The sequence below is a fragment of the Pseudoalteromonas sp. JSTW genome, assembly GCF_013423925.1.
Taxonomy (GTDB): domain Bacteria; phylum Pseudomonadota; class Gammaproteobacteria; order Enterobacterales; family Alteromonadaceae; genus Pseudoalteromonas; species Pseudoalteromonas lipolytica.
The window spans coordinates 1,104,302-1,117,271 of sequence record NZ_CP058972.1 but is presented as its reverse complement, the minus strand read 5'-3'; the positions used below and the strand labels follow the sequence as shown (position 1 = coordinate 1,117,271).

13 protein-coding genes are annotated in these 12,970 nt (G+C 43.0%); 1 reads left to right on the top strand and 12 read right to left on the bottom strand.

Annotation, left to right across the window (positions count from 1 at the left end; genetic code table 11):
* Nucleotides 1-98 precede the first annotated feature (98 nt).
* A complete protein-coding gene (locus GZH31_RS05165) occupies nucleotides 99-698 on the top strand; it encodes a Yip1 family protein (RefSeq protein WP_036969848.1) in 600 nt (199 codons plus the stop codon).
* 78 nt (nucleotides 699-776) lie between these two features.
* Here GZH31_RS05165 and purF read toward each other — a convergent pair whose 3' ends face one another.
* From purF to GZH31_RS05105, 12 genes are all read right to left on the bottom strand, one after another.
* Nucleotides 777-2,303 carry an amidophosphoribosyltransferase gene (purF, locus tag GZH31_RS05160; protein WP_065978800.1) on the bottom strand — a complete coding sequence of 509 codons (1,527 nt, stop codon included), beginning with the start codon at nucleotides 2,301-2,303 and terminating at the stop codon, nucleotides 777-779.
* Between the two features lie 18 nt (nucleotides 2,304-2,321).
* Entirely contained in the window at nucleotides 2,322-2,816 is a 495-nt protein-coding gene (locus tag GZH31_RS05155) for a CvpA family protein (protein ID WP_036969851.1), read from the bottom strand.
* Between the two features lie 381 nt (nucleotides 2,817-3,197).
* On the bottom strand, nucleotides 3,198-3,866 hold the full coding sequence (locus GZH31_RS05150) for an SPOR domain-containing protein (RefSeq protein ID WP_036969853.1): 669 nt from the start codon (nucleotides 3,864-3,866) through the stop codon (nucleotides 3,198-3,200).
* A gap of 11 nt (nucleotides 3,867-3,877) precedes the next feature.
* Nucleotides 3,878-5,143, bottom strand: coding sequence for a bifunctional tetrahydrofolate synthase/dihydrofolate synthase (folC, locus tag GZH31_RS05145; RefSeq protein ID WP_065978798.1), 1,266 nt, complete (start codon nucleotides 5,141-5,143; stop codon nucleotides 3,878-3,880).
* Between the two features lie 25 nt (nucleotides 5,144-5,168).
* Complete coding sequence (gene accD, locus GZH31_RS05140; RefSeq protein WP_036969857.1) at nucleotides 5,169-6,044, bottom strand: acetyl-CoA carboxylase, carboxyltransferase subunit beta; 876 nt, start codon at nucleotides 6,042-6,044, stop codon at nucleotides 5,169-5,171.
* A gap of 157 nt (nucleotides 6,045-6,201) precedes the next feature.
* Nucleotides 6,202-6,996, bottom strand: a complete 795-nt coding sequence (truA, locus tag GZH31_RS05135) for a tRNA pseudouridine(38-40) synthase TruA (protein WP_036969860.1) — start codon at nucleotides 6,994-6,996, stop codon at nucleotides 6,202-6,204.
* Nucleotides 6,997-7,100: 104 nt separating this feature from the next.
* Nucleotides 7,101-7,433, bottom strand: coding sequence for a Na+/H+ antiporter subunit G (locus GZH31_RS05130; RefSeq protein ID WP_036969868.1), 333 nt, complete (start codon nucleotides 7,431-7,433; stop codon nucleotides 7,101-7,103).
* Nucleotides 7,434-7,441: 8 nt separating this feature from the next.
* Entirely contained in the window at nucleotides 7,442-7,711 is a 270-nt protein-coding gene (locus GZH31_RS05125; protein WP_036969869.1) for a K+/H+ antiporter subunit F, read from the bottom strand.
* Entirely contained in the window at nucleotides 7,705-8,241 is a 537-nt protein-coding gene (locus tag GZH31_RS05120) for a Na+/H+ antiporter subunit E (RefSeq protein ID WP_036969871.1), read from the bottom strand. The genes GZH31_RS05125 and GZH31_RS05120 overlap by 7 nt, the downstream gene beginning before the upstream one ends.
* Nucleotides 8,242-9,759, bottom strand: a complete 1,518-nt coding sequence (locus GZH31_RS05115; RefSeq protein ID WP_118844120.1) for a monovalent cation/H+ antiporter subunit D — start codon at nucleotides 9,757-9,759, stop codon at nucleotides 8,242-8,244.
* Complete coding sequence (locus GZH31_RS05110; RefSeq protein ID WP_036969879.1) at nucleotides 9,756-10,100, bottom strand: Na+/H+ antiporter subunit C; 345 nt, start codon at nucleotides 10,098-10,100, stop codon at nucleotides 9,756-9,758. Before GZH31_RS05110 ends, GZH31_RS05115 begins: the two co-directional genes overlap by 4 nt.
* The gene (locus GZH31_RS05105) at nucleotides 10,100-12,892 is read right to left on the bottom strand and encodes a monovalent cation/H+ antiporter subunit A (RefSeq protein ID WP_075593895.1); all 2,793 of its coding nucleotides are present in this window, start codon (nucleotides 12,890-12,892) and stop codon (nucleotides 10,100-10,102) included. Before GZH31_RS05105 ends, GZH31_RS05110 begins: the two co-directional genes overlap by 1 nt.
* Nucleotides 12,893-12,970: the final 78 nt, after the last annotated feature.

Sequence of the window (12,970 nt, the reverse complement as noted above, 5' to 3'; positions counted from 1 at the left end):
TTCAGCTTCTTGACAAGATTTAATAAGTGAACCATAACTTAATCAAAGCTGTACAAAAATAAAACAGCTCATATTCCTTTTTTACAGGGGCAACAATTATGATTCTAAACCATCTATGGGGCTTATATGCTCATCCACTCGAAGAGTGGCAAACCATTGATAACCGGCATGAAAGCTTGCGTTACAGCTTATCACATATCTTACTTATCGCGTGTATCCCCTCTATTATGGGGTATTACTCTTCAGTTCATTTGGGTTGGAGCATTGGCTCAGGTGAGGCAGTCTTTTTGACCCATGATAGTGCATTGCTTATCGCGGTTGCGATGTATTTTGCACTAATAGTAGGCGTATTTGCGCTGGCCTACCTTGCGCATTGGATGGCCGTTACGTTTGGTGCAAAACCGACCTTTACACAAACTTTGGAACTTGCTGCGTATACGGCAACACCGGTGTTTATGTCATCGCTTGCTGCATTTCTACCCGAGCTGTGGTTTGTCGTGTGTGTAGGCTTGGTCGCGCTTGCTTACTCGGTATATTTACTCTACACAGGGGTGCCCATTTTAATGCATATCCCTGAGGAGCGAGGTTTTATTTATGCCAGTTCAGTGGTCACATGCGGACTGATTTTATTGGTCATTATTTTAGCTGCAACCGCTATTTTGTGGACTAACGGCATTGTCCATCCTATGTTTACCTAACGAGAATTAAATCCTTTCTTTCCACAAACAAAAAAGGAGCTCGCAAGCTCCTTTTTTATTATTCAAGCGAGTTGCTAATTAATCAGCACCATTCTCTTCTTGATTGTGTAACTCTAAACCTGACGACATTGCATTTTCACGCGTTGATTTCGCTGAATCATTACGTAAGCGGTCAATGCGGTTTAAATAATCCTGATCAATATCACCCGTAATATACTGACCATCAAATACCGATGTTTCAAAACGTGTGATTTCAGGGTTCTCTTGGCTTACTGCCGAGATTAAGTCATCAAGTGACTGATAGATTAGGCCATCTGCACCAATACTTGCATTAATGTCTTCTACTTCACGGCCATGCGCAATCAGCTCAGCAGCCGAAGGCATGTCAATACCATACACGTTCGGGAAGCGTATTTCAGGCGCTGCTGAAGCAAAGTATACATTTTTAGCACCTGACTCACGTGCCATCTCAACGATTTGCGCTGAGGTAGTACCACGTACAATTGAATCATCTACAAGCAGTACATTCTTACCTTTGAACTCACGGTCAATCGCATTTAATTTCTGGCGAACTGACTTTTTACGCATTTCTTGGCCAGGCATGATAAATGTACGACCAATATAACGGTTTTTAACGAAACCTTGGCGGTATGGCAAGTTAAGTACAGAGGCAATTTCCAGTGCGACATCACATGATGTTTCAGGAATAGGGATAACAACGTCAATGTCTTTATCGGCCCATTCACGTGCAATTTTTTCACCGAGCTTGGTACCCATGTTGACACGCGTTGCATACACTGACATACGGTCAATGTTTGAATCTGGGCGTGCAAAGTAAACAAACTCAAAAATACAAGGCGAGTAACTCGTTTTTTCAGCACAAGGTTGAGAGAAAAGCTGACCGTCTTCAGTCACATAAATCGCTTCGCCTGGCGCAACATCACGTACAAACTCAAAACCGTCTGTTTTTAATGCGACGCTTTCTGATGCAAACATATATTCTGTGCCGTTTGCCGTTTCACGCTTACCAAATACTAACGGACGAATACCATTCGGGTCACGAAAAGCAACAATACCGTGGCCGATGATCATTGCAATTGTTGCATAGCCACCATTTACTTTATTGATTACTTCAGTGACAGCATCAAAAATGTCTTGTGCTTCAAGCTTTAATTTATTTGGCTTACTTAACTCATGCGCCATGATATTAAGTAAGATCTCAGAGTCTGATGTTGTATTAACATGACGGCGAGCTTCTGAAAATAATTGCTGCTTTAATGCTTCTGCATTTGTTAAGTTACCATTGTGCGCAAGTGCAATACCAAATGGCGAGTTAACATAGAAAGGTTGCGCTTCAGACGAGCTAGATGAACCAGCTGTCGGGTAGCGAACATGGCCAATACCAATCGTTCCTTGTAGACGCTTCATATGACGGGTATGAAATACATCTTTAACTAGGCCATTGGCTTTACGTAAGCTAAACGTGTTGTTTTCAATGGTAATGATGCCAGCTGCATCTTGACCGCGGTGTTGCAAAACAGTTAAGCCATCATATATCGCCTGATTAACAGGAGAAGTTCCGACTATGCCAACGATACCACACATTAAATTTATCCTCGCCGATTAACGGTTTACAGAATTTAAAAAACTTGAGTTGTTTTCGAGGTACGAAAAGAACCACTCAACAACAAAGCCAAATTCTGGAATCAAAATAGAGTTGCCCCACCAATGCGTATTAGGTGCACCGGTAAAAGCATCAAGAAAGAAGAGTAACGCGCTCACGACCAACACGCCTCGAAGCGCACCAAACACTATGCCAAAAACACGGTCGGTGCCAGATAAACCAGTACGTTGTACAAGCTCACCTAAAATATAGTTTAGTAATCCACCTAACAGGAGTGTCGCAAAAAATAATATGGCTATTGCGGCAGCATTTCTTAAAAGGGGTTCTGAAATACTTGTTAGGAAGGATGCTAAATATTGGTAAAACAAGCTAGAGATGATAAATGCGCCAGCCCATACAGCCAATGACATTGCTTCTTTTACAAAGCCACGTATTAAGCCAATGATGGTAGACAGTGCAATGATGCCAAGTATGGCGTAATCAACCCAGATCATAATAACCAACTAGTCGTTAATTTGGGGCGCATTCTATACCCAAACCACCTGTAGATGCAAGATTTCAGCATGATATAAAACGTATTTAGACAAGGCATTGATTGCAGGCAATAGTGATATCTTGGCTAAATCAACAAGGCAGTAAAAACATGTTTTAGCCATGCCCTTTGGCACGTTACAAGGGGGGCTATACGGTGTTGTGGCAACTTAAATGATACTTGAGCTGTATCGCCACCCGTTCGGTGAAAGCCCCCTTGTCGCTGTTACAGGATTCGTTAGGGGGTTAAGGGGTTAAGGGGTTATACCAATCCGCAATTAGACTAAATCACTTTAAGGAACTAAATAAGCGCATTGGTATGAAAGCGTGCAACTTAGGTTAGATCACTTTGTTACTTCAAACTGAGTAACTTTGCCATTTAACTTGGTTAGCTGTTTTAACTCGGGCAGTTTACTCTCAAGCTCTTTCTTATTCAGTGACGGACCCACAAAGACTTTTGTTAAAGTGCCATTAGGGGTCTTAATTGGACGAGTGAAGGTTTTAAAGCCGTTTGCTTTTAGCTTTTCTTGCAGTGATTTAACGTTTGGAGCGTGCGAAAAGCTACCGAGTTGAATCACATAAGCCATTTGCGTCAAGTTTTCTTCGGCTTTGCGTGCCGGTTCTGCTGTTTTTTCAGCAGGCTTAGGCTGCGCTTTAACTTGCGTTTTAACTTCCGCTTTAGGCTCTATTTTAGCAATAGTCACGGTGTCGTCTGTCGATGCTTCGACCATTTTGGCGGGTTCATCGATTTGTTTAACGTGGTCTGAAGCAAGCTTTGCGTCATCAGCCTGAATATCTTCTACCTGCGCTGCTAAGGGCTGCTCTGTTGAGGCGACCTTATTATCAATCGCCTCTTGTAAGTCAATCGTCGTGAACTCTGGGCGTTCAGGGATCGCTTTAAAGCCGTCTGTGTAATGAACCTTCTCTCCATCCAAAATATTTGGAATAAAGACAATAGCCGCTACAACCACAATGGTGGTCCCTACTAAGCGATTAATAAACCCTGCGTTCACCGAATTCCTCTCTATTTTTTAAAGTAGTTAATGGCTGCAGCCACAGTGATAAACGAACCAAACACAATCACTAAGGTATTCGCATCGACTGTTTGCACTATTTTATCCAACGCAGCTTCTACATTAGGGTAATGCGTGCTGGGTGCTGTCGATGGTGTCTCAGCCAGTGCCTTCGCTAGATTTTCAACTGTGTCTCCACGAAAACAATCTAAGCTCGCTAATGACCACTCATCAACCACATCTGCCACGGCCGACATCGCAGCCACTTTATCTTTATCTGCAAGCATAGCGACTAATGCATGAATTTTAAACCCTTGATCTTTATACACGCTTAATTTGCGCGCTAAATAACGTGCTGACTCAGGATTATGTGCAACATCGGTAAAAACACGTGGTGTGTCGCTTAATTGTTGAAAGCGCCCTTCTACCGTTAAATTTGCCAAGCACTCACGCACCTGCTGCTCACGTGGTAAAAGTGCAAGCTTGCTTAATAACGTCAGTGCAGTTGCAGCGTTTTGACAAGGGATGGCAGGCTTTGCAAAGCGCCAGTTATTTCCCTGATACTGCCAATTAAACCCGTCAGCGTCCTCGGCAAAAGTAAAATCACGGCCAGATAACACCATATCCGCGTTAATTTCATTACCGTAATCGGTAACCGTATGAGGAATATTTAAATCGCCAACAACTGCGGGAGTATTGTTACGAAAAATACCGGCTTTATCGTAACCGACAAGCTCACGTGTATCACCTAGGTATTCTTTATGATCAAGGTCGATGGTAGTAATCACACAGGCATGCGGTGTAACAATATTTGTTGCATCGTATCGTCCACCTAACCCGACTTCTAACAGCACGTAATCAACAGCATGGCGTTTAAAGATAGCTAACGCGCCTAAGGTGCCATATTCAAAATAAGTCAGTGACGTGTCACCTCGGCCTTTTTCGAGCATATCAAACGCATCAACATGAAATTGATCGTCCAGCTCTTGTCCGTTAATACGCACTCGCTCGTTATATCGAATTAAATGAGGAGAAGCATACGTACCAACACTAAAGCCTTGCGCCAGAAGAAGGCTTTCAAGACAACGCGCAGTCGTGCCTTTACCATTCGTACCTGCGATAAGGATAATTTTGCTAGGGCTATTGAGTAAATCGACTTGATTAGCAACGCGTGCAACGCGCTCTAAGCCCATCTCAATATTTGCAGGGTGGATACTTTCTAAATAACAAAGCCAATCATCAAGGCTCGATGATTGGCTAGGAAGGATTTCTGTCATAGCGTGTAATCAGTTAAGCTGAAATTTACGCTACTCTATGCTCTTGTTCGGTAGAAGGCAAGTTCATAAATTTTGCGAGGATGCGAGCAAGGGTGTCACGCATTTCACGACGGTCAACGATCATGTCAATTGCACCGTGCTCTAACAAGAATTCACTGCGTTGGAAACCTTCTGGAAGCGTTTCACGTACTGTTTGCTCAATAACGCGTGGGCCTGCAAAACCAATTAATGCTTTTGGCTCAGCGACATTAACGTCACCTAACATGGCAAGTGATGCAGATACACCGCCCATCGTTGGGTCTGTTAATACTGAAATAAATGGCAAGCCTTTTTCGCTCATTTTAGCTAAAGCTGCACTTGTTTTAGCCATTTGCATTAATGACATTAATGCTTCTTGCATACGCGCACCGCCCGATGCAGAGAAACAGATAAGCGGCATGTTGTGCTCTAAACATTGGTCAACAGCATCAACAAAGCGTGCACCTACAACCGACGCCATTGAACCACCCATAAATGAGAACTCAAATGCAACAGCAGCGACTGGAATACCTTTTAAACGGCCTTTCATTGCAACAAGTGCGTCTTTTTCACCGCTTACTTTTTGCGCCTGCGTGATACGATCTGAATACTTTTTAGAGTCTTTAAACTTTAAAACGTCCTTTGGCTCATGCTGTGCACCAATTTCTTGGCGGTCAGCGTCATCTAAAAAGTTTTCAAGACGCTTACGACCACTTAAACGCATGTGGTGATCGCATTTAGGGCATACATTGAGTGCTTTTTCTAATTCTGCTTTATATAAAATTGAATCACAGTCTGTACACTTAGCCCAAACCCCTTCAGGGATTTCTTTACGACCTGACGATTTAGTCGTTTTAGGTAAGATTTTTTCTAACCAACTCATTTGCAACTCTCTTAATACTGTTCTGTGTCGCAGTCTGCTAAAGTGAAATACCACTTAGTAATTTACACAAGAAATAAGCAGACAGATTTTTTCAATTAAAACATGAATTACCCGCAGACGATATAAAAAACTGGTCTTAGTAGTGAGCCTTTCGCAGTTAACTATCTGAATCAGGTAAGAACAAAGGTCCTAATGGGGTTTTAGGAATACCAAAATGCTCAGGGTAATCCACGTCCACTAAATACAGTCCCGCCGCTTTTGCAGTGGCACTTGCCTTTGCACGCTCTTTTAAATCAAGTAATTCTTTTAACCACACTGGCTCATGCTTATGTAAGCCAATATCCATTAAACAGCCCGTGATATTTCTCACCATATGGTGCAAAAATGCATTGGCTTTAATGTCAATAACGACATAGTCACCCTGACGTTTTACAGACAAGTGATGAATCGTTCTATTTGCCGTATTCGCTTGGCAATGCAGTGCGCGAAACGAAGTAAAGTCATGCTCACCTATTAAATACTGACAGGCTGCTTGCATTTTAGTTTCATCTAGTGGGTGATGAAAGTGCGTCACCCCTTCGCTCATAATTGCGCCACGATAAGTGTAATTGTAAATCACGTAACGATATCGACGCGCCGTCGCACTAAAGCGAGCATGAAAATCTTCATCAACAGGCTTTGCAAAACGTATCGAAATATCTTTAGGCAGTAAGGTATTCATGCCCATCGTAAACGCGACCATTTCACGTTCTGCGTGTGTATCAAAGTGCACGACTTGCCCAGTGCCATGCACTCCAGCATCAGTTCGGCCAGCACAGACTATTTCAACGGGGTGATTACAAATGCGCGACAACGCAGTTTCTACTTCTTGTTGTACGCTATTAACATGTGACTGGCGCTGCCAACCACTATAACGTGCGCCGTTGTACTCTACTCCAAGTGCTACTCGCATAATGACATATTTACCTAGTGTGCTTAATGACGGGGCATTTTATGCGATCTACGAGCGCAATAAAAGCCACCATCGCAGATCACACAATGCTGTGTGCTCAGATATTAATCGTCTTCAATATTATCTAAGCCCTTCGTGCCTTCTTTAGCCCGTAGCTTATGATGTATTGCCGACTTAATGAGCATGTAGCCACTGATAGGTGCGGTAATTAATAAAAAGATAGAAATTAAAATTTCTTTTACGCTCACGCCATCGTGGGTGTAAGTAAAATAAACCATGGCAGCAATGAGTAACGATGCCATACCTAATGTTGTTGCTTTCGTTGGCCCATGTAAACGCATGAAAAAATCAGGCATTTTAACTAACCCTATTGAGCCTATTAAAATAAAGCAACCACCAATTAATAATAAGATTGATACAATCCACTCACTCATCATCTGTTACCTTATTCAATAATATCGCCGCGTAGCAGGTACTTACATACAGCGACGGTGCTCACAAAGCCCAACATGGCGATAAGTAAAGCCGCTTCAAAATAAAGCCCTGTATCCATGCTCATCCCATACAGAATAATCAATGCGATGGTGTTGATAAACATAGTATCAAGAGCCAAAATGCGATCAGGCACTGATGGCCCTGCAATCAAACGCCACAAGTTAAGCAATAACGATATTGCGATCATGGCGTAAACAATTAAAAAAACCGTGTCTAGCATCGAAAAATCTCCTTAAGCGGTGCTTCGTAGCGCTGCTTAATCGTATTAATTAACACCTGTTCATCTGCTAAGTCCAAGACATGAATTAACAAATAGCGTTGCTGTACTTCTTCCCCTTCCGCAAGTGATTCAGGAATAGGATACACCTCAGCACTTACCGTACCTGGGGTTAGCGACACGGTGCTTGCCAAAATTGTGATTGGCATTTCATGACTTAAATCGAGAGGCACTTTAACAAACCCCGGACGCAACTTTTTAGTTGGTCCCAAAATTAAAAGTGCAACTTGCAAATTGGCTGTGACAATATCGTATAAAACTAACAATAAATGTCTAAATGCCAGCCCCGGTCTTACAATTAACGGTTGCGGGTCACGAAATGGAAAAGTAATCCACGGGATCGTGATAGCAAAGAAAGCAGCCAACAATAGGTGCCCAGGTGACACGCTATTATTTAATAGCAGCCACACAATAAATAATAATACGCTGCGAAATGGCGTAGGTAGCCAACGAAAACGAGCTTCTAACCGCATTTACTGGCCTCCATGTAAAACATCATTGATACCACTGTTTATGTCGAACAGTTGCTCTGAGGTCGCCAACATAAATTCAGACACTGGCCCAGCAAAAATAACCATCAACGGCGAGCAAATTAATAGCGTCATTAATGCAATTACTTTCAGTGGGTGTGCATTGACGCCTTTTATTGCATCGCTGTCTTTGTGTTTATGATCCCAAAACAAGCTTGTACCTGCACGAGAAATAGCCACCAAAACAGCCAAACTCGCTAAAAGGTAAATAGGCCAAAATAACATGGCTTTTTCGCTATCTAGGGTACTCTTTAAAATCCAAATTTTACCCACAAAGCCCGACAGCGGTGGCATACCCACAACTGTAAGTGCGGCTATCACAAAACTAATCCCCAACAAAAACGGCTGAGCGACAGCGCGTCCTGCAACTAAACGGTCTGCAACTTTACCACGCTGAAGCGCGACCAAGTCAGCAAGTAAAAACAACACGGCGCACACGATAGTCGAATGCACTAAGTAATAGAGTAATGCCGCAGTTGCCGCTACATTTTGAAGCGCAACAAGTGCCACTAACGTACCGACTGATACGATGACTAAGTTGGCCACCAGTTTTCTAAAGTCTTGGCTGGCAAGGACACCAATGGCCCCCATTACAATGGTAGCAAGTGCTAAACCCCATAACCACGGTTGAGCCATGTGCGCAAGCTCGCCTGCATTATCACCAAAAATAACGGTGTATACACGCAGCATGGCGTATACACCCACTTTAGTCATAATAGCAAAGAGTGCAGCCACAACCGGTAATGCGCTTGCGTAGGTGTTCGGCAGCCATAGGTGCAGCGGTAATAACGCACCTTTTAACGCAAACACGACAATAAGCAACAAACCACCTACTTTTGCTAAATAAACATCATCCCCTGTAAGCAAAGGCACTTTTTGGGCTAAATCAGCAATATTCAATGTGCCTAGTACACCGTAGAGCACGCCTAATGCTATCAGGAACACGCTTGAACCAATTAAATTTAAAATCACATATTGCAACGCAGCTCGGGTGTTGTGTTTGTCGCCAGCATGCATTAATAATGAGTATGAAGCGATGAGCAATACTTCAAAAAAGACGAACAGGTTAAAGACATCTCCCGTTAAGAACGCGCCATTCACACCTAAGATCAAAAAGTGCACTAATGGGTGGAAAAAACTGCCTTTTTTGTCATCTCCGGCACAGCTATAAAGTACAACAACAGCCCCCAGTAAACTGGTTAAAAGCACTAACAATGTCGCTAATCTGTCGGCCACTAATACAATGCCAAACGGTGCTGACCAATCGCCAATAGCATACACAAGTGGCGTAGTATCATTCACATACACTAATAAACCAGCGCTAATGAGCACGGTGATCACAGCCATAATCACCGACATAACACGGCGAATATAGAGGTTTTTCCCACAGGGCGGCATTAAAAGTATAACGCCTGTTAGCATAGGGATTAAAATAGGCAATGAAGCTAAATGCTGGATCATTTTTGCTCCTTCGACGATTTAACCAGGTGTCCGTCTACATGGTCGTTACCTAAATCTGCGCGACCACGAATAGATAAAATCACCACAAATGCCGTCATTGCAAAGCCAATAACAATGGCCGTTAATACTAACGCTTGCGGTAACGGATCGGCATATTCACTGCCACTGCCAAGCACAGCCGCTTTATTGATTGTTAAACGGCCTGATGAGAATAAAAATAGGTTTACCGCGTACGATAACATGGTTAAACCAAGCACCACCGGAAAGGTTCGTGCTCTTAAAATTAAGTAAATTCCACACGCGACAAGCACGCCCACGCATGATGCGTACAATACTTCCATTAAATATTTACCTCTTGCTTGGGTGTATCAGCAGTGAGTTTTCCTAAACTTGCTAAAATCATCAGCGTTGCACCTACAACAGTTAAATACACACCTAAATCAAACATGATAGCACTGGCAAGTTCTGTCTTGCCGACTAGCGGTATATCAAAATAATCAAACCATGTTGTTAAGAATGGACGCCCAAACACCCAACTTCCTAACCCCGTGAATAAGGCTATGGCAATACCGGAAGCGATAATCTTACGGTAATTCACATCAAAACGTGCCGCAATCCAGTTAGAACCGTTAGCCATATATTGCAAAATAAAGGCAATCGCAGTCACTAACCCCGCTATAAAACCGCCTCCTGGTAAGTTATGACCACGCAAGAAAATGTACGCAGACACCAATAACGCAAGCGGTAATAAGCTTTGTGAAATACTGGCAAGTAAAATGGGGTATCGTTCACGTGCCCAAGGTCGCCCTTCACTGTCACTTGCTGGCATAAATAATGGCAAGTTAATTAATAGTTTATAAATACCCAGTGCAGCGATACCTAACACGGTGATTTCACCTAATGTATCGAATCCCCTAAAATCAACAAGGATCACATTTACAACGTTGGTTCCCCCACCGCCTGTTTTTGCATTTGCCACAAAAAAGTCTGAAATAGACTCAAGCGGTCTAGTTAGGAGTGCATAACAGATACTTGCTATAACAACACCAAATGCAGAGGATATACCTAGGTCACGTAACATGCGTAATGAGCTTGATTCTTTTGGTGTGCGCTGTGGTAAGAAAAACAGCGCAAGCATCAGTAGAATAACAGTCACTACTTCAACCGTTAATTGAGTTAATGCTAAGTCAGGTGCCGAGAATCGAGTAAATGCGACCGATACCATTAAGCCCACGATTGAAATCATGATCAGTGAAATCATACGAGAGCGATGCCAAATAACAGTTGCCAGCGCACCAATAATTAATAAGCCAGCCCCTATCGCATTATGAAAATCAATCGGCGTTAGTTCACTTGCCCCTGCTAGTTGGCGCATTTCAAACAGTGGCCAACCTGCACATAAAAGAACCACCGCAATCATCACAAAAGCATAGCGTTGCAGCGAGCCATTTTCGATACGATTAACTTTCTGTTGCGACCACTTAATAACACTGTACAAGCCAAGGTCGAATCCTTTTTTAGCATTCAGCGTGGGGAGCGATGCTTGGAAATGGAACAGGTGTTTGCGCTGCACATAAATGATGATACCGCAACAGGTCGCAATAAAGCTCATTAACAGCGGAAGGTTTAAACCATGCCAAACAGACAACTTATAGGCTGGCGCCGCATCACCTAAAACGGCAAATGACGCTGAAGCCAAAATATCGCTGACCGCAAAATGCGGGAACATACCGACTAATATGCACACTACGACTAATATTTCGATTGGTACTCGCATATAGCGCGGCGGTTCATGAGGCGTTTTTGGCAAATCAATTGGGTCACCATTAAAAAAGACATCATGAATAAATCGCGCCGAATAAGCGACTGAGAGCGCACCTGCAACGGTCGCTAAAACAGGGATTAACCATGACATTGAACCAAGCACTTGTTGATGCAGTGTTTCTGCAAAAAACATCTCTTTCGATAAAAAGCCGTTCAGTAGTGGCACACCCGCCATTGCCGCTGCTGCGACCATTGCTAATGTGGCGGTATATGGCATAAAATGCCACATACCATTGAGTTTACGCATATCGCGTGTGCCCGTTTCATGGTCAATAATACCGGTGGCCATAAATAAAGACGCTTTAAATGTCGCATGGTTAATAATATGAAAAATAGCGGCCACAGTCGCAAGCTCTGTATCTAAACCAAGCAATAAGGTAATAAGGCCCAAATGACTAATTGTTGAGTAGGCAAGCAGCCCTTTTAGATCATGCTTAAAGAGCGCAACGTAAGCACCAACAAGCAACGTTGATAACCCTGTCATAGCAACCAAAATAAACCACGTATCGGTTCCTGATAAGGCAGGATAAAAACGGGCGAGTAAAAAGATCCCTGCTTTAACCATGGTTGCCGAGTGTAAATACGCACTCACAGGTGTTGGCGCTGCCATGGCATGCGGTAACCAAAAATGGAATGGGAATTGCGCCGATTTAGTAAACGCCCCCAACAGCACAAGTACCAATGCCACTTCATATAAATCATGCGATTGAATCAGTGTCTTACTGGCTAAAATAACATCTAAATTATAACTACCAACAATATCGCCGATGAGTAATAAACCCGCTAATAACGCTAAACCACCTGCACCAGTAATTGCCAATGCCATGCGCGCACCTTTACGTGCTTCTGACTTATCCCACCAATAGCTAATTAGTAAAAACGAGCTAATGCTGGTTAGCTCCCAAAATAGCCATAATTGAATCACGTTATTTGACATAACAATGCCAACCATGGCTGTCATGAATAGCATTAGATAGCAGTACAACTTCGGTAAAGAGTCATCTTTGCTCAGGTAATAGCGAGCATAGAATATGACCAAGACACCAATGCCTAATATCATATACAGAAACAGCAAGGTTAGGCCGTCAAGCCTAAATGAAACTTGCATGTTGAGTAGCGGGATCCAGTCCGCGCTATAACGGATTATTTCGCCAGAAAAAACCGCAGGCGTAAACGAGAATACAATTCCAAGGGCAATCAAAGGCGCTAACATGGTCAAAGCCGTACTTTGATTTCGCGTTAGTTTTGAAGTGCAGGATGAAATAACACTGCCGATTAAGGATAACAGGGGTATCCAGAGCAAAGTCATAATAAGGAGCCTTTTTGTGTCATAAGAATATCAATACCGCTGCTAGTTATAGTTAGGTGCGTACTGTTCATTTGGATG

Coding starts and splice junctions, on each gene's coding strand:
- GZH31_RS05165 (WP_036969848.1), top strand. CDS start 99: ATGATTCTAAACCATCTATGGGGCTTATATGCTCATCCACTCGAAGAG.
- purF (WP_065978800.1), bottom strand. CDS start 2,303: ATGTGTGGTATCGTTGGCATAGTCGGAACTTCTCCTGTTAATCAGGCG.
- GZH31_RS05155 (WP_036969851.1), bottom strand. CDS start 2,816: ATGATCTGGGTTGATTACGCCATACTTGGCATCATTGCACTGTCTACC.
- folC (WP_065978798.1), bottom strand. CDS start 5,143: ATGACAGAAATCCTTCCTAGCCAATCATCGAGCCTTGATGATTGGCTT.
- accD (WP_036969857.1), bottom strand. CDS start 6,044: ATGAGTTGGTTAGAAAAAATCTTACCTAAAACGACTAAATCGTCAGGT.
- truA (WP_036969860.1), bottom strand. CDS start 6,996: ATGCGAGTAGCACTTGGAGTAGAGTACAACGGCGCACGTTATAGTGGT.
- GZH31_RS05130 (WP_036969868.1), bottom strand. CDS start 7,433: ATGATGAGTGAGTGGATTGTATCAATCTTATTATTAATTGGTGGTTGC.
- GZH31_RS05125 (WP_036969869.1), bottom strand. CDS start 7,711: ATGCTAGACACGGTTTTTTTAATTGTTTACGCCATGATCGCAATATCG.
- GZH31_RS05120 (WP_036969871.1), bottom strand. CDS start 8,241: ATGCGGTTAGAAGCTCGTTTTCGTTGGCTACCTACGCCATTTCGCAGC.
- GZH31_RS05115 (WP_118844120.1), bottom strand. CDS start 9,759: ATGATCCAGCATTTAGCTTCATTGCCTATTTTAATCCCTATGCTAACA.
- GZH31_RS05110 (WP_036969879.1), bottom strand. CDS start 10,100: ATGGAAGTATTGTACGCATCATGCGTGGGCGTGCTTGTCGCGTGTGGA.
- GZH31_RS05105 (WP_075593895.1), bottom strand. CDS start 12,892: ATGACTTTGCTCTGGATACCCCTGTTATCCTTAATCGGCAGTGTTATT.